Consider the following 15,584-nt stretch of genomic DNA (forward strand, 5'->3'; position numbering starts at 1 on the left):
TGGACCAGGGGACCTGGTTATCCGCAACTCCACAACTCCACCGTCGGCTGGCTTGCCTTGGGCGGTCCGAGCCAATGGCTCATCGGCTGGCAAGCCCCGTCGAAGCACAACTGGTAATCACCCGCCTCGGGTGTTCGCCCCAGTTTCAACGGTTGCAGGGGCGGCAACCGGCGCTGATAGTGCCAACTGCCGTTTTTCAACCGGGCACCGTCCGGAACTTCCATGCCGGCGCCGTTGCCCCTGACCCTGGCTTCGCCCAGAACCAGGCCTTGTTCAGTCACACGGTAATCTTCCTCCCACCGGATTTTCTCGATGGTGTGATTCCACGCCAGGGTGAAATCAGTGACAGGAAGCTGGGCCCAGACCGCACCGGCCAGGCCCAGGCACAAACCGATCACGCCAAGGCCCGTCCAGTGCGCCGCGAGCGCCATACGTGTTGAAAGATCAGCAGGGCCCCCAACAGGAAGCCGATCTCATCGGTCAGCGGCAGCGCCACGACCAACAAAGCCCCGGCGGCAAAACACATCAGGCGTTCCCAGATCGGCATTTTCTGTTGCAGGTAGCCGGTGGACGCCATTCCCCAGAGCCCGACCGCCAGCATCGTCTTGATCAGCATGTAAGCGGTCATCCATAGGCTGTCGCCCTGGAGCATCAGCGCCGGGTTGTAGACGGCCATGAATGGAATGACGAAGCCGGCCAGGGCGATGCGCACCGCCCAGAAGCTGATTTTCAGCCCCGTTTCCCTGGCGATGGGCGCAGCGGCGAAGCAGGCCAGCGCGACCGGAGGCGTCAGGTCGGCGAGGATGCCGAAATAGAACACGAACATGTGCGACACGATCAGCGGCACGCCCAGTTCCAGCAAGGCGGGCGCGGCGATCGAACTGGTGATGATGTAATTGGGAATAGTCGGGATGCCCATGCCCAGCACCAGGCAAGTGATCATGGTCAGGATCAGCGACAGCAGCAGGTTGTCTTTGCCGATGGCCAGGATGTAGCCGGCGAAGGTCGACGCCACACCGGTCAACGACACCACGCCGATAATGATCCCCACCAGGGCGCAGGCAATCCCCACCGGCACCGCATGCCGCGCGCCGTCCACCAGTGCATGCAGGCAAACCGTCAGGGTTTCCCGCGCGCCCTTGATGAACCAGCAGATCGCCACCAACACCGCGATCACCGCAAATATGACGCCGATGCCTAACTGGAAAAAGCCCACGCACAGGATGCCCAGCGCGATCCAGAACGCGCAGCGCATTGCAAAACTCGACACCCGCAAAATAATCGCCGAGCCGAGAATCACGATGGCGGTGAGCGCCAGCCCGACCATGCCGGAAAACAGCGGCGTGCGACCGGAGAACAGCAGGTAGATCAGCACGGCGAGGGGGATCAGCAGATACCAGTTTTCTTTGACGGCGCCCAGCGCGCTGGGGCATTGGTCTTTGGGCAAGCCCTTGAGGTTGGAGCGCTTGGCCTCCAGGTGAACCATCCAGAACACCGAGCCGAAGTACAGGCACGCGGGAATCAGCGCCGCTTTGGCGATCTCAACGAATGGCACGTTGATGGTCTCGGCCATGATGAACGCCACGGCGCCCATGATCGGCGGCATCAATTGACTGCCCATACTGGAGGTGGCTTCCACGCCGCCGGCAAACGCGGCCTTATAGCCGAAGCGCTTCATCAGCGGGATGGTGAACTGCCCGGTGGTCACCACGTTGGCGATGCCCGAGCCGGTAATGGTACCCATCAAGGCAGAGGAGGCCACGGCCACTTTGGCCGGGCCGCCGAGCTTGTGGCCGAACAGGCCCATGGCGAAGTCGGTGAACAGCTTGATCATTCCGGCCTTTTCAAGAAAGGAACCGAACAGAATGAATAGGAAAATGTAGGTGGCCGATACGTAGGTGGGCGTGCCGTACAGGCCCTCGGTGCCAAAGGACAATTGATTGACGATCTGATCGAAGCCGTAGCCGCGATGGGCCAGCTCGCCCGGCAAGTATTCACCGAACAGCCCATAGGCCAGGAACAACCCGCAGATCAGCGGCAGGGCAATCCCCATCACTCGCCGCGCTGCTTCGAATACCAGCACGATCAAAACGATCCCGACGATGAGGTCCGTGGACGTCAAGTCACCGGAGCGCTGGATCAGGTCAGACTCGAAGACCCATTGGTACGCGGCCGTGGCGATGCCAGCCAGGGACAGCACCCACGCCAGGGGTTGCCAGGGGCGGCTTGCGCCATAGGCGGGATAACTGAGGAACACCACCCACAACAGGAAACCCACGTGCACGGCACGCAGCACCTGGCTGGAAATGGGGGAGAAGGCGGCGGTGATGATCTGGAATACAGAAAACAGCAGGGCCACGTAGAACAGCGTCTTGGGCCAGTCTCGTGGGTCGGAGGGAAGACCGTGCTGAATTTCACTCATTAACTGAAAGCCTCTTGTCTACATCGAAGGTGCGAACCAGGAGGGTGCAACGGCGATCATCGCCGTTGCACCGGGTCGGTCTACAGCGCGCCGACTTCCTTGTAGTAGCGCTCGGCACCGGGATGCAGAGGAATGGGCAAGTTCTTCGCGGCATTTTCCAGCTTGATGTCCTTGGCCGCCGAATGGGCGTTGCCCAGGCGGGTGAGGTTATCGAACATCAGCTTGGTCATCTGATAGGCCATCTCGTCCGAGACGTCTGCGCGGGTGACCAGGATGTTGGTGATGGCCACGGTCGGCACGGCTTCGGCCTGACCGTCGTAGGTATTGGCCGGGATATTTGCGCTCTGGTAGGCCGGGTTGCCGATCTTCGCCACCACGTCTGCCGGGATCGACACATAGTTGAGCGCCATGGTCGAGGCCAGGTCACGAATGGCCGCCATCCCAAGCCCGGAGGACTGGAGCGTGGCATCCAGTTGACGGTTCTTGATCAGGTCCACCGATTCGGCGAACGGCAGGTACTGGACCTTCATGTCGCTGTAGCTCAGCCCTGCGGCCTTGAGGATGGCTCGCGCATTGAGCTCGGTACCGGATTTGGCCGCCCCCACGGAGATGGATTTGCCCTTGAGGTCGGCCAGGGTCTTGATGCCCGATTCCTGGCTGGCAACGATCTGGATGTAGTTGGGGTAGGCGCCGGCGATGGCTCGCAGTTTGGTCAGAGGGGCTTTGAAACCGGCATCTTCCACGCCGTTCTTGGCGTCCGCCACCGAGTCGCCCAGCGCCAGTGCCAGCTCACCGCGACCGGCCTGCAGCAGGTTGAGGTTTTCCACCGAGGCCTTGGTGGCCTGTACTGAGGTCTTGGAACCTTCGATCCCGTTGCTATAAATCTGCGACAGGCCGACCCCGATTGGGTAATAAACCCCGCTGGTGCCCCCCGTCAGGATGTTGATGTACGCCGGGGCTGCCTGGGCTGTGGTCGTGACCACCAGGGCTGCCGCGGCGGCCAGAAGGGTGAAGCGCTTGTTGACTCGCATGGGAAACTCTCCGTCTTGTTATGGCTTTATGCAGAGTAGTGCCACTGTAGTCGAAACGGGCCCGCAGGTGGCGAGTCAATAGCGCATCAAAAGGTGATGGGTGTCGTTTTTTTTAAGCCTCTTCGCTAAACGCCGGGCCTGGCGCGGCGGTGCTGGCGCGCACGGTCAGCTCGAACGGCAGCACGACATGCCGTTCGGCAATCGGTTTTTTCTCGATCAGGGCGATCAGCATCTGCACCGCTCGCTGGCCGAAGGTTTCGGCAGGTTGGGCCAGGGTGGTCAGCGGAGGATCGCAATACGCGGCGAAAGGAATGTCATCAAAACCCACCAGTGAAATGTCCTCGGGCACCCGCAAGCCCATTTGCTTGATGCGCTTGAGCGCGCCAATGGCCATCTCGTCGTTTTCACAAAACAGCGCGCTGGGCCGCTCGGCCAAGGCCAGCATGGCGCCGGCCCCCTCGTAGCCGGCCTTCAGCGTGAAGTCACCGTGACAGATCAGGCTTGGGTCGGCGGTGATACCGGCCTGGCACAAGGCATCCTGATAACCGGCCACACGATCCAGGGTCAGGGGACTGCTTCGGGGCCCTTTGATAATGCCGATGCGCCGGTGGCCGAGGCCGATCAAGTGTTCGGTCATGGCCTGGGCGGCGGCCCGGTTGTCGAGGCTGATGGTCGGGTAGGGCGCGTCCTTGACCACCTCGCAGGCGTTGACCAGCGGCAACGATTCGGCGCCTGCGGGAAGCGATTCGAACGGGTTGCTCGCCCGGAACTGGATCACCCCGTCGGCCTGGTGCGCGTAGACGAGGGCGGCAAATTCGCGCTCGATTTCGACCTGGCCCTGGGTGTCGCACAACAACAATCGATAGCCGGCCGCCTGCGCAGCCTGCTGGGCCCCGCTGATGACCCGGGCGAAAAAGGTGTTGGCGATGGTCGGGACCAGTATCACCAGGTTGCCGGTTCGCCGGGAGCGAAACTGCACGGCCATCAGGTTGGGCCGATAACCGGCCTGTTCCACCGCCGCATTAACCTTGTCCCGAGTCTGGGGCAGCACCCGTTCGGGAGATTTCAGCGTTCGGGAAACCGTGGCCACCGAAACACCGGCCAGCCGCGCCACTTCACGGATATTGGACAAAATCACCTCGATTCGGCGCCAGGAATGCCGGCACGGTTGGGGAGCTTACCGCAGGTTGCGCGTCGCACAAATGCTCATGCATGTGCCAACGGGTTTGACATGCCGCAAAACTGAGCCTAGATTTCCGCCATGATGTAACCGGTTACATTATCATCAGTCCCAGCCTAAGAGAGTCGCGATGAATCCTGTAGCAGCCAAAATAAGAATGGGCTTTGTCGGCGGTGGAGAGGGCGCTTTCATTGGCCAGGCCCACCGTCAGGCCGCGGGTCTGGACGGTGGTTTTGACTTGGTATGCGGTGCGTTCAGCCGTGATGCGCACAACAATCAGCAGACCGGCGCGGCCCTGGGCCTGGCTGCAAACCGTTGCTACAACGATTGGCAAGGCATGCTCGACAGCGAAGCGGCGCTGCCGGCGGACCTGCGCATGGAATTGCTGGTCATCGTCACCCCCAATCATCTGCACGCCCCCATCGCCAGCCAGGCGCTGAAGGCGGGGTTTCATGTGTTCAGTGAAAAGCCTGCCGCGTTGAATCTGGGTGAACTGCTGGCCCTCAAGCAAGTGCTTGAAAGCAGCGACCGGCTCTACGGCCTGGCTCACACCTACCTGGGTTATCCGATGGTCTGGCAGGCCCGGGAGATGGTGCGCACCGGCGTGATCGGCACGGTGCGCAAAGTGCTGGTCGAGTACCCCCAGGGCTGGCTCAGTCAGGACGTCGCCGGGCAAGGCAACAAACAGGCCGGCTGGCGTGACGATCCTGAGCAGTCAGGGTTGGGTGGTTGCATTGGCGACATCGGCACCCATGCGTTTTCCCTGGCGGAATTCGTCGCTGACCAACCCATCGAACAGATATGCGCGGCGCTGGGCACCCACATCCCGGGCCGGCAACTGGACGACGACGCGGCGATGCTGTTGCGCATGGCCGGTGGCGCCAGCGGCGTGCTGATTGCCAGTCAGGTCTGCGCGGGTGAAGAGAACCCGCTGAAAATCCGCCTGTATGGCGACAAGGGTGGCTTGGAATGGCGCCAGGAAGAACCGGCCAGCCTGATCCATCGTCCCATCGACCAACCCCTGCGAGTCTTGCGTTCCGGCGTGGGTCAGCCCTGGCTGTGCGAGGCCGCCCGCCAGCGGATGCGTCTGCCCGCCGGCCATCCCGAAGGTTATCTGGAAGCCATGGCCAACCTCTATGGTGACTTGGCCCGCGCCATACGGGCCAAGGCACCAGGGCCTGACGCCCCCGGCGTACCCGGCATCGAAACCGGTCTGCGCGGCATGGCCTTTATCGAAGCGGCCATCGCCAACCATCGTGGCGATGCCAAGTGGACCGCACTGGCCTGCACACAATGAATCTGGAGAACCGCGTCGTGAATCCCATTGCCGAAACACCGACAGGCCTGCGTGGCCCAGGTATTTTCCTGGCGCAGTTCATGTCCGCCGAAGCGCCATTCGACACCCTGGCGAACATCGCCCAATGGGCGGCCTCGCAAGGTTATAAAGCCATTCAACTGCCGACCTCGGGCACGCAATACATCGACCTGGCCCGCGCCGCCGAGAGCCAGGAATACTGCGACGAACTCAAGGCCATTTGCGCCCAGGCCGGTGTCCAGATCAGCGAGTTGTCGACGCACCTGCAAGGCCAGTTGGTGGCGGTGCATCCGGCGTTCGACGCGCTGTTCGATGACTTCGCCCCGGCCCATCTGCGCGGCCAGCCCCAGGCACGAACCGAATGGGCGATCGAGCAATTGAAACTCGCCGCCCGCGCCAGCCAGCGCCTGGGCCTCACCGCCCATGCGACGTTTTCCGGTGCGTTGCTATGGCCGTACCTGTACCCGTGGCCGCAACGTCCCTCTGGCCTGGTGGAGCAAGGGTTCGCCGAACTGGCCCGACGCTGGCGGCCCATTCTGGATTGCTTCGACGCAGCCGGCGTGGACCTGTGCTACGAAATCCATCCGGGCGAAGACCTGCACGACGGCGCCTCGTTCGAACGCTTTTTGCAAGCCGTCGATCATCATCCTCGGGCGGCGATCCTCTACGACCCCAGCCATTTGCTCCTGCAACAGATGGACTACCTGGGTTTCATCGACCGCTACCACGAACGCATCCGCATGTTCCACGTCAAGGACGCCGAGTTCCGGCCCGACGCCCGTTCCGGTGTGTACGGCGGTTATCAGGGCTGGGTCGATCGTCCCGGGCGGTTCCGTTCGCTGGGCGATGGCCAGATCGATTTCAAATCGATCTTCAGCAAACTGACCCAATACGATTTCAGCGGCTGGGCGGTGTTGGAATGGGAGTGTTGCCTGAAGGACGCGCAACAGGGCGCCGCAGAAGGCGCGGCGTTCATCCGCCAGCACATGATCAGCAAGACCCGAAAGGCGTTTGACGATTTTGCCGGGGTAACGGCCGATGAGGATTCCAACCGGCGGCTGTTGGGCCTGCTGAGGTGAGCCTGTATCAGGCCCAGTACAGCACCCTCTGGCGAAGGGACTTACTGTGGGAGCAAGGCTTGCCCGCGATGAAGTTAACGCGGTCCCTGGGGAAATGAGGCGCCTGTATTGCGGGCAAGCCTTGCTCCCACAATGAATCCTGTAGCCACAAAGGCTGTGTTCGGCTTTGTTTTTTCACAAGAACAACAATAAAACGGTGACAGTCATGACCATGATGAATGCACGCTTGAGCGTGATGATGTTTCTGCAGTTCTTTATCTGGGGCGGTTGGTTCGTCACCCTGGGGACCTTTCTGTCCAGCACCCTGGGCGCCAGCGGTGGGCAGATCGGCATGGCGTTTTCCACCCAGTCCTGGGGAGCGATCATTGCCCCCTTCGTGATCGGCCTGATCGCTGATCGCTACTTCAACGCCGAACGCATTCTGGCGGTGCTGCATCTGTTGGGCGCGGTGTTGTTGTATCAGCTGTATTCAGCGGCGGATTTCAGCGTGTTTTACCCGTACGTGCTGGCCTACATGGTGATCTACATGCCGACCCTGGCCTTGGTCAATTCCGTGGCGTTCCGCCAGATGCGCGACCCGGCGCTGGAGTTCTCCCGCATCCGGGTGTGGGGCACGATCGGCTGGATCGTCGCGGGCGTGGTGATCAGCTTTGTGTTTGCCTGGGACTCGCGCGAAGCGATCTCGGCAGGTGGCTTGCGCAATACCTTCCTGATGGCGGGCATCGCCTCGCTGGTCTTGGGACTCTACAGCTTCACGTTGCCGGCCACCGCACCGCTCAAGGCGCAAGCGAGCACAGGTGGCGTCAAACAACTGCTGGGCCTGGATGCCCTGGGCCTGTTGAAGGATCGCAGCTACCTGGTGTTCTTCATCGCCTCGATCCTGATCTGCATCCCTCTGGCGTTCTATTACCAGAACGCCAACCCGTTCCTGGCCGAAACCGGCATGAGCAACCCCACGGCGAAAATGGCCATCGGGCAAGTCTCCGAAGTGCTGTTCATGTTGCTGTTGCCGCTGTTCATCCAGCGCTTTGGCATCAAGTTGGCGCTGCTGGTCGGCATGCTGGCTTGGGCGCTGCGTTACGTGCTGTTCGCCTACGGCAATAACGGCGACCTGGCGTTCATGCTCTTCACCGGCATTGCCCTGCACGGCATCTGCTATGACTTCTTTTTTGTCTCGGGGCAGATCTACACCGATGCCAAGGCGCCGGAGCGTTTTCGCAGCTCAGCCCAGGGGCTGATTACGTTGGCGACTTATGGCGTTGGCATGCTGATCGGCTTCTGGGTAGCGGGGCAGGTGACCGATCACTATGCCGTGGACGGCGGCCATGAGTGGAAAAACATCTGGCTGTTCCCGGCCGGTTTTGCGCTGCTGGTGTTCGTCTGTTTCCTGTTTACCTTCAACGGCCGGCAGGCGGCCGTGGCCGCTTCAAAGGCCTGAGGTGCTGGACGTCAGTCATTTATGGCTGACGTCCAGTTTGGTGTAGGTCACTTTCCCGCCTTCGCTGGAAGAGCCGACGTTATCCAGCGTGTAGACGCCGGCCTTGAAGTAGAAGTTGTAGGGATGCCAGGAGCGGTCCAGCTTCACCTGCTTGCCAACGTTGTTGATCAGCACCGTGAGCTTGCCTTGCTTGTCCATTTGCAGGGAGTAGCTGAAGGTTTTGTTCAGCGCCACTTTCGGCACGGTATAGATCACCGGGCTCTTCTTGTCCTTGGGTTTTACCCGATATTCCACATCAATGTTGCCGGTGCCCTTGGCGTAGCGATACACCAGTTTCAACAGCGGCGTAGGGGCATCCTTGGCGTGGATCTGCGCCACGACTACACGGCCCTGGGAAGGAACCTGGTTCACCGCCAAGGTGCCTTTGAGGGTATTGACGCCGCTGTTGTAACGCCAGTTGCGCAACTTGCCGTCTTTGGTGGTTTCGCGCAATTCGGAGCGCGGGTAGTCACTTTTACCCGTATGGGAGCCGTTCACCGGCGCCCAGAAGATAATCCGCTCGCCTGAGCGGTTGAAGTACTTGTTCTGCAGCGTGGGCATGGCCTTGGTCGCCACGACCTGCGCCGGGGTCTGCACGGGCAGGGTGATGTTCCAGACAGTCAGATCAATCATGGTCAATGCTCCAACGGAATCGGCCATCACGCATCAGCCGCAATGGGCAGGATTACCTTCCGTGGCACAGTGTCCATGGTATCGACGAGCGCCCGTTTCGCTGCAGAGGCAACTGACGAATGGCTCTGCGTCGAGCCTTACGGAGGGATGAATGGAGTGATGTCAATTTGATGCTGATCGGTTAGAGTACGCGCCGCCCGAGAGATGGATCCCGGGCGTTTTCTCATGGAGTATTCAATGAACCACCTCAGCAAAATTGTCGCCTGCGCACTGGTTGGCCTGGCCCTGGCGGGTTGCACCGGCACCCCGATGAAAACCAAACAGTACGACAGCAGCCAATACACCGTGGTCGGCCACAGTGAAGCGAAGGCTACCGGTCTGCTGCTGTTCGGCATGATCCCGATCCGCCAGAACAACCGTTTCGTGCGCGCTCAGAATGCCGCGATCCTGGCCAAGGGCGGCGACGCCATGATCAACACCCAAGTACAGGAAGACTGGTTCTGGGCCTGGGTCCTGACCGGTTACACCACCAAGGTGTCCGGTGATGTGGTCAAGCTGAAAACCGTTCAGTAAGACTCACGCTGTTGTGGGGGAGGGATGTGCAGTGCCGGCTGGCGCGGATCGATGTCAGTCATGACCCGTTCAGCCAACCGTACGCCCACTTTCCTCCTCCCGAAGCGTAAGGCTCATGCCATCGCAACTTTGCGACCAGGCGCTGAGCCATTCGGGCATGGCCGGTGACTGTTCGGCCAGCCCCAATGCGCGAATAAACTCTCTTGGTGCAATCGTGCCCTGGGCCGAGCGGAACAGACCGCGCATCATCACCACGCCCACCACACGTCCCTGGCTCAGGAAACGGTGTTCCATGAAGGTCCACTTCTCGTCCCAGCCCAGCAAGCGAGTGTGCACCTCGAACGCCTCGAACAGCTTCAGCTCCCGGCGAAACTTGCCCCAAACATCCCCCACGATCGGCACTGCCCGGTTGCGCAAAGCCACTTTGTAGGCGCCGCTGCGCAACACGTAATCCATTCGCCCAACGTCGGCCAGGGTGAAATAACGTCCGTTGGTGACGTGGCGGTTGAGGTCCAGGTCCAACGGCCACACCCGCATGCGCACCACGGTGGTATCCAAGGGGCCGGTCGGCTTGCGCCAGGGGCGACGAAACAGCATGAGCAACAGTCGGAACCAGAGATTCATAAATACGCCCGCAAGGGTGGAAAACGCCGCACTTTAGACAGCCGCCGAGGCTTGGGCTAGGTGCGCAAATGACTGTTTTCGTGGAAATCGCGCATTTGGGACATGTCCGGCGGGTTTGAACTCATCAAGCACCTGTGGCGAGGGAGCAAGCTCTCACGGAACAAACTACAACCTGCTGACTTTTAATCTGCCAAACACAACTCGGCAATGTGATCTCAGTCAGGCGAGTGCGCCTCCTTTGTGGCGAGGGGATTTATCCCCGTTGGCTGCGCAGCAGCCCCCAAACCAGGCAACTCGGTGCGCCAGGAAGATTGCGTTAACTGCTCTAGGGCCGCTACGCAGCCCAACGGGGATAAATCCCCTCGCCACAGGAGCCAGTTCCCCGCGCGACAACGCGGCGTCGCAGACGCGGCGGCCACTCCCTCGCCACAAGGGGCACTTTGGATTGACCTTAGGGGGGCCTCAAATGCCGCGCTGAGTGTTCAACAAGCCGCTACCTCAGCCTTTGGCCGCCATCGCCGTCACTTCCACCCGCATCCCTTCAACCGCCAGCGACGCCACGCCCACTGCGGCGCGTACCGGCCAGGGTTTGGCGAAGAAACGCTGGTACACCTCGTTGAAGGCCGCGCGGTCGGCCATGTCGGTGAGGTAAATGGTCAGGTGCAAGACCCGGTCCATGGAACTGCCGGCGCCTTCCAGGGCCGTCTTGAGTGCCTGCAATGTGCATTCGCTTTGCAAGGTGATGTCACCCAGTTCCAGGCTGCCGTCAGGGCGAGTGGGGATCTGGGTGGAAACCAGCAGGCCGCCGAAGCCGGTGACGTCGGAAGAGATGGAGTCTGCGTCCGGATCGGGGATGAACGTGATGTCTTGGTTTGCCATGAAAGCCTCTTGTTCAGGAAAGGGTAATGGGGCGGTCGCGACGCAAGCGGCCAGTTTACCGTCCATCGTCGAGCCTTTCGTGATTTCCTTTCTCTGCTCATGTACGCCTGCGTCCGATGAGCGAGTTGGACGGGTTCTTTTAGGCAGGCTGGAACACCAACGTCTCGCCATCTTCCGGTACCCGTATCCGACCTTCGAGGCCTGCCATCGCGGCGGCGTCGCGCAGTGCTTTGCGCGTCGTCGGGCAGTGGCTGATCGCTTCGAGGTGATTGGCAACCACGGTTCCGCGAGACAAGCGGGCGAACGCCAGGGTTTCCTCGATGCCCATGATGATGTCGCCGCCTAAATCGAACCGCGCCCCGCCTGCCGGCACCACGCTGACCTGCGGTTGATGGTGCAAGACAAACTCGCGCACGGCGGGGCTGAGCAGGGTGTCGCCGGTGAGGTAGACGCTGGGTTCGCCAGGCAGCTCGATCAGGTAACCGACGCCGTGCTCCATCAGCTTGCCCACCAGGCCCTGCCCATGGGTGCACCTGACTGTACGGATCGTGCCGCCCAAGAACGCGCCGGGCTGTTGGTGTTCCTTGGCAAGCGGCTGGGCATTCAAGCCCCGCTTGGCGAGATAGGGGGCGTCATGGGGTGTGCAGATCACCGGGATCTGTTTTTCCCTCAACCACCGCTTGGCCGCTCGGTCCAGATGATCGAAATGACCTTTCTGGCAGTGCGTGATCAGGCAGTGAGTCACGGTCTCCAGGTTGCCCGCCGTAGAGGCTGGCAGTTCCACCAGTGGATTGCGCTGGGTGGCGCCGAACAACCGAAGCGGCGGCAGCGCACCTTTGCCGGCCAGCATCGGATCGACGAGCACACGGTACGGGCCTGATTCAAGGATGATCGTGGCGTTACGGATCTGCTGAATTTTCATGGGAGCGTTCCTTTATTGGGCGAGCGCTTCATGGTGTCGATCGGCGGTGATGGGCATAATGGCCGAATCTGACATCATTGATTCATTTCAAGCCATGCCTCAAAAACTTCGTGTCGGTCTACTCTTGTTTCCCGGTTGCATGCCTGCCGGCCTGTTTGCGTTCGCCGATCTGCTGCATGCGGCCAACCGCAGAAGCGGTCGGGTGTTGTTCGAGGCGACTTATGTCGCCCTGCAAGCAGGCCCGGTAACCTGTGCACATGGCATAAGCCTGCAAGCGCAGGCGGCCCTGGGCCGTTGCGAACTCGACGCCGTCCTGGTCCCCGGTTTCTGGGCCGAATCGGCCGAGCAGGTGAACGCGGTACTTGCCGGGCAGACCCTGCTGTTGAAAGCCCTGTCGAAACGTCCCCGACACCTTCAGCTCTGGGCTTACTGCACAGGCGTTTGCCTGCTGGCCGCCTGCAGGCAATTGGACGGGCAGGGCGCGACGGTAACGTGGTGGCTGGCTCAGGCGATGCAGGCGCAGTATCAAAAAGTCCGTTGGCAAAGCGATCAGAACTGCGTGTTCAATGAGCGAACCGCCACTGCTTCGGGGGTGAATGGTTATTTGCCCATCGCGGAAAAATTGATCGAACAGAGCGTCAGCCGTGATGTGCTGCGCGACATTACGCGGCTCATGGTGCTTGCGCGCCCAGCGGTTTCTCACGCGGCGTTCCAAGGGATCGCCCTGGTCCAGCAGCCCGATGGGTTGCTGCGTCGGTTGCATGGGCTGATCGAACAAATGCCAGCGGAACACATCACGGTCAAGGCGCTGGCGGGGCGGCTCGCCATGTCCGAGCGCACGCTCGCGCGCAAGGTCGGCAGCGAAACGGGCCAGACCGTCGCAGCGTACGCCCGGTGCATCAAGCTGAACCAGGTCAGCGAACGCCTGACGCTGACATCATTACCCCTCGCCAGCATCGGCGCCGAACTGGGTTTCAGCAGCAGTTCCAACCTGCAACGGATGTTCAAGGCGCTGACTGGGCTGACGCCGGTGGAGTACCGGCGCCAGTTCGGGCGAGTGTGACGCCGGGGGATGGATCAGCTGCGTGCCTCATCCGTCTCGTTTCGATGATGGTCAGGCCAACTGTCGACGGGGCGCGCACGGTCTTCGTTGAACATTTCGGTGAGCAACGCGTTGGCGCGCTGGTAGGCGTCGTGCCTGAACTTGAGGTCGTCTTCCGGCTGGGCGACGATTTCCTCCAGCATCTGCAGATTCAAACGACGGAATTGATCCGCGCGCTCGCGCGCTTCGTAAGCCCCGACACCCATCTGCACCAGCGCATTTCGGCCCAATGCCAACGCGCTTTCGAAGGTTTCCCGCTCGGCGGTCTCTACGCCCATCTGCCGCAGGGTGATCAGGTGCCCCATGTCCCGCGCACGGACGATCAGTTTCAACGCGGGAAAGTGCTCCTGGGCCAGTCGGGTCAGCGTCAGGTTGTCCTGCTGGTCGTCAATCGCATTGATCAGCACCACCGCCTGGCCGGCGCCGGCCGCGTGGAGCAGATCGAGGCGCGTGGCGTCGCCGTAGAACACTTTTACGCCGAATTTGCGCAGCGTCTCGATGTTGTCGGGGTCATGGTCCAGCACCACCACCTCGACGCCGCAGGACATCAAGAGACGCCCGGCGATCTGTCCGAAGCGGCCGAACCCGGCGATGATCACCCGAGGGTTCTGCTGATCGACGAGGTCGGATTCCTGGCGGTTTTTCTTGGTGGCGGACTCTATTCGATCCAGCAGCAGGATCAGCAACGGCGTCAGGCACATGGACAGGGCCACCGCCAGCGTCAGGCTCTTGCCCCACTGGTCGGTCAGAATGCCAGCCAGCGTGGCGGCGCCGAACACCACGAAGGCGAACTCGCTGCCCTGGCCCAACAACACCGCCTGCCATGAGCGTTGGCCGGCAGGGACGCTCAGCAAACGGCTGACGGTCCTGATCACCAACAATTTGATCAGAATGAAACCCAGGGTCAGGGTCATGACCTTCAGCGGAGCATTGATCAGCGTGCCGAAATCGATCGACATGCCGACACCGATAAAAAACAACCCCAGCAGCAAGCCTTTGAACGGTTCGATGTCGCTTTCCAGGGCATGGCGGTATTCAGAACTGGCCAGCAGCACCCCGGCGAGGAACGCGCCCATGGCCATCGACAAGCCGGCCTCTTCCAGCAGAAAACCGAAGCCGAACACCAGAAACAGCGCCACGGCGCTGAAGATCTCACGCAGACCCGACCGCGCGGCGAAGCGCAACAGAGGGCGCGTCACGTAGCGCCCCAACAGCACGACGACACTGATGGCTACGACGATCTTGATGATCGAAAGCACCAGGGCGGTGCCGGACGGCGTGTCGCCGTGGGCCGCCAACAACGGAATCATGGCAACCAGGGGAATGGCCGCGATGTCCTGGAACAGCAGAACGGCAAAGCTGCTGCGTCCGACGGCGGTCGACGTCAGGTTACGCTCGTTCATCGCTTGCATGGTGATGGCGGTGGAGGACAGGCTCAGGGTCAGGCCGACCAGCAGCGCGGCCGTCCAATTCAGCCCCAGGGCCGCGCAGAACACCGCGATTGCCCCGCCACAGGCGAGCATCTGCAAGGCGCCGCCACCGAACACCATCCTGCGCAGCGCCCAGAGCCGCTTGGGATCGAGCTCGAGCCCGATGACGAACAGCATCAGCACGACGCCGATTTCGGCGAATTCCAGAATCGCCTTTACGTCAGTAACGAGCTTGAGTCCCCACGGGCCGATCACGCACCCGGCCAGCAGATAACCCAACACCGGGCCCAGGCCCAACCTGACGGCAATCGGCACGATCAACACCGCCGAACCCAGGTAGATAAGCAGTTCAATCAGGCTGTGAGTCTCCATATCAATCTTCCTTCCAGGAGGCCAGGCGTGCGCTGTAGTGTTCGATTTGTGCGTCCAGGGTCTCCGACGCGCCGGCATACGCGCCGTGTACCACGACCGGCTCCAGCCAGCGCATGTGGCAGTAGAGGGCCGTTGCGTGGAGGGGCTGGGCCAGTACCTGGAAGCCCGGGTAGACGCCGATCTGGAAATGATCATGGTTGCCACCCGTGGAGACGGCCCACAGCAGGGGCTTGTCTTTGAGAACTGTGGCGCCTCTGCCATAGGCCCAGCCATGGGTGAACACTTTATCGATCCACAACTTCAGCAGCGGCGGCATGCTGTACCAATACAGCGGATGTTGGAGAACGAGCAGTTGGCTCTGTTCGATGGCGCGCTGTTCGGCCTCGACGTCAATGTCGAAGTCCGGATAAAGATCGTAGAGAGAGCGAATGACCACGTCCGGATTGCTGGATGCCCGCTGGAGCATTTGCTGGTTGACCCGTGATTGGTCAGGGTAGGGGTGGGCGTAAATGATCAGAATCATCAGGGCAATTCCGGTAGGCCGG

Annotated in this window: 15 protein-coding genes; 5 read left to right on the forward strand and 10 right to left on the reverse strand. The window is 61.3% G+C overall.

The genetic code is table 11. The annotated features are described in order from the left end of the window. Positions 1-17 precede the first annotated feature (17 nt). The 4 genes from AAIS01_RS03515 to AAIS01_RS03530 all read right to left on the reverse strand — a co-directional run bounded on the left by AAIS01_RS03515 (position 18) and on the right by AAIS01_RS03530 (position 4,585). Entirely contained in the window at positions 18-398 is a 381-nt protein-coding gene (locus tag AAIS01_RS03515; protein WP_092399358.1) for a DUF1850 domain-containing protein, read from the reverse strand. Further along, a complete protein-coding gene (locus AAIS01_RS03520; protein ID WP_343467815.1) occupies positions 395-2,422 on the reverse strand; it encodes a TRAP transporter permease in 2,028 nt (675 codons plus the stop codon). The genes AAIS01_RS03515 and AAIS01_RS03520 overlap by 4 nt, the downstream gene beginning before the upstream one ends. Positions 2,423-2,502: 80 nt before the next feature. Beyond that, positions 2,503-3,453, reverse strand: a complete 951-nt coding sequence (locus AAIS01_RS03525) for a TAXI family TRAP transporter solute-binding subunit (RefSeq protein WP_343467816.1) — start codon at positions 3,451-3,453, stop codon at positions 2,503-2,505. A 112-nt stretch (positions 3,454-3,565) separates the two neighbouring features. Then, the gene (locus AAIS01_RS03530) at positions 3,566-4,585 is read right to left on the reverse strand and encodes a LacI family DNA-binding transcriptional regulator (protein ID WP_343467817.1); all 1,020 of its coding nucleotides are present in this window, start codon (positions 4,583-4,585) and stop codon (positions 3,566-3,568) included. A 178-nt stretch (positions 4,586-4,763) separates the two neighbouring features. Here AAIS01_RS03530 and AAIS01_RS03535 point away from each other — a divergent pair, with 178 nt between their 5' ends. The 3 genes from AAIS01_RS03535 to AAIS01_RS03545 all read left to right on the forward strand — a co-directional run bounded on the left by AAIS01_RS03535 (position 4,764) and on the right by AAIS01_RS03545 (position 8,465). Continuing rightward, the gene (locus AAIS01_RS03535; protein WP_343467818.1) at positions 4,764-5,930 is read left to right on the forward strand and encodes a Gfo/Idh/MocA family protein; all 1,167 of its coding nucleotides are present in this window, start codon (positions 4,764-4,766) and stop codon (positions 5,928-5,930) included. Next, positions 5,927-7,027 carry a sugar phosphate isomerase/epimerase family protein gene (locus tag AAIS01_RS03540; RefSeq protein ID WP_343467819.1) on the forward strand — a complete coding sequence of 367 codons (1,101 nt, stop codon included), beginning with the start codon at positions 5,927-5,929 and terminating at the stop codon, positions 7,025-7,027. The genes AAIS01_RS03535 and AAIS01_RS03540 overlap by 4 nt, the downstream gene beginning before the upstream one ends. Before the next feature lie 205 nt (positions 7,028-7,232). Next, positions 7,233-8,465 (forward strand): nucleoside permease, encoded by a 1,233-nt coding sequence (locus tag AAIS01_RS03545; RefSeq protein WP_343467820.1) that lies wholly within the window; start codon positions 7,233-7,235, stop codon positions 8,463-8,465. Positions 8,466-8,480: 15 nt separating this feature from the next. On the opposite strand, the gene AAIS01_RS03550 is transcribed toward AAIS01_RS03545, so the two are convergent. Further along, positions 8,481-9,137 (reverse strand): polysaccharide lyase family 7 protein, encoded by a 657-nt coding sequence (locus tag AAIS01_RS03550; protein ID WP_092455171.1) that lies wholly within the window; start codon positions 9,135-9,137, stop codon positions 8,481-8,483. Between the two features lie 237 nt (positions 9,138-9,374). On the opposite strand from AAIS01_RS03550, the gene AAIS01_RS03555 reads away from it, so the two are divergent. Next, positions 9,375-9,710, forward strand: coding sequence for a lipoprotein (locus AAIS01_RS03555; RefSeq protein WP_047227691.1), 336 nt, complete (start codon positions 9,375-9,377; stop codon positions 9,708-9,710). Between the two features lie 69 nt (positions 9,711-9,779). Here AAIS01_RS03555 and AAIS01_RS03560 read toward each other — a convergent pair whose 3' ends face one another. From AAIS01_RS03560 to AAIS01_RS03570, 3 genes are all read right to left on the reverse strand, one after another. Continuing rightward, positions 9,780-10,334, reverse strand: a complete 555-nt coding sequence (locus tag AAIS01_RS03560; protein WP_343467822.1) for a thioesterase family protein — start codon at positions 10,332-10,334, stop codon at positions 9,780-9,782. Positions 10,335-10,832: 498 nt separating this feature from the next. Beyond that, positions 10,833-11,213 (reverse strand): RidA family protein, encoded by a 381-nt coding sequence (locus AAIS01_RS03565; RefSeq protein WP_343467823.1) that lies wholly within the window; start codon positions 11,211-11,213, stop codon positions 10,833-10,835. Between the two features lie 139 nt (positions 11,214-11,352). Further along, positions 11,353-12,135, reverse strand: coding sequence for an MBL fold metallo-hydrolase (locus tag AAIS01_RS03570; RefSeq protein ID WP_343467825.1), 783 nt, complete (start codon positions 12,133-12,135; stop codon positions 11,353-11,355). A gap of 58 nt (positions 12,136-12,193) precedes the next feature. Between AAIS01_RS03570 and AAIS01_RS03575 the strand changes: the two genes are divergently transcribed. Continuing rightward, a complete protein-coding gene (locus tag AAIS01_RS03575) occupies positions 12,194-13,198 on the forward strand; it encodes a GlxA family transcriptional regulator (protein ID WP_343467826.1) in 1,005 nt (334 codons plus the stop codon). Between the two features lie 14 nt (positions 13,199-13,212). Here the strand turns inward: AAIS01_RS03575 and kefC are convergent, their stop codons facing one another. Together kefC and kefF are read right to left on the reverse strand one after the other, a co-directional pair. Continuing rightward, positions 13,213-15,039: a glutathione-regulated potassium-efflux system protein KefC gene (gene kefC / locus AAIS01_RS03580; protein WP_343467828.1), complete on the reverse strand. Its 1,827-nt coding sequence runs from the start codon at positions 15,037-15,039 to the stop codon at positions 13,213-13,215. Between the two features lies 1 nt (position 15,040). Then, positions 15,041-15,562, reverse strand: coding sequence for a glutathione-regulated potassium-efflux system oxidoreductase KefF (kefF, locus tag AAIS01_RS03585; protein WP_343467829.1), 522 nt, complete (start codon positions 15,560-15,562; stop codon positions 15,041-15,043). Positions 15,563-15,584 lie beyond the last annotated feature (22 nt).

This window comes from Pseudomonas halotolerans, assembly GCF_039581215.1.
Classification (GTDB): Bacteria; Pseudomonadota; Gammaproteobacteria; order Pseudomonadales; family Pseudomonadaceae; genus Aquipseudomonas; species Aquipseudomonas tehranensis.

Coding starts and splice junctions, on each gene's coding strand:
- kefF (WP_343467829.1), bottom strand. CDS start 15,562: ATGATTCTGATCATTTACGCCCACCCCTACCCTGACCAATCACGGGTC.
- kefC (WP_343467828.1), bottom strand. CDS start 15,039: ATGGAGACTCACAGCCTGATTGAACTGCTTATCTACCTGGGTTCGGCG.
- AAIS01_RS03540 (WP_343467819.1), top strand. CDS start 5,927: ATGAATCTGGAGAACCGCGTCGTGAATCCCATTGCCGAAACACCGACA.
- AAIS01_RS03550 (WP_092455171.1), bottom strand. CDS start 9,137: ATGATTGATCTGACTGTCTGGAACATCACCCTGCCCGTGCAGACCCCG.
- AAIS01_RS03575 (WP_343467826.1), top strand. CDS start 12,194: ATGGCCGAATCTGACATCATTGATTCATTTCAAGCCATGCCTCAAAAA.
- AAIS01_RS03565 (WP_343467823.1), bottom strand. CDS start 11,213: ATGGCAAACCAAGACATCACGTTCATCCCCGATCCGGACGCAGACTCC.
- AAIS01_RS03525 (WP_343467816.1), bottom strand. CDS start 3,453: ATGCGAGTCAACAAGCGCTTCACCCTTCTGGCCGCCGCGGCAGCCCTG.
- AAIS01_RS03560 (WP_343467822.1), bottom strand. CDS start 10,334: ATGAATCTCTGGTTCCGACTGTTGCTCATGCTGTTTCGTCGCCCCTGG.
- AAIS01_RS03570 (WP_343467825.1), bottom strand. CDS start 12,135: ATGAAAATTCAGCAGATCCGTAACGCCACGATCATCCTTGAATCAGGC.
- AAIS01_RS03545 (WP_343467820.1), top strand. CDS start 7,233: ATGACCATGATGAATGCACGCTTGAGCGTGATGATGTTTCTGCAGTTC.
- AAIS01_RS03555 (WP_047227691.1), top strand. CDS start 9,375: ATGAACCACCTCAGCAAAATTGTCGCCTGCGCACTGGTTGGCCTGGCC.
- AAIS01_RS03520 (WP_343467815.1), bottom strand. CDS start 2,422: ATGAGTGAAATTCAGCACGGTCTTCCCTCCGACCCACGAGACTGGCCC.
- AAIS01_RS03535 (WP_343467818.1), top strand. CDS start 4,764: ATGAATCCTGTAGCAGCCAAAATAAGAATGGGCTTTGTCGGCGGTGGA.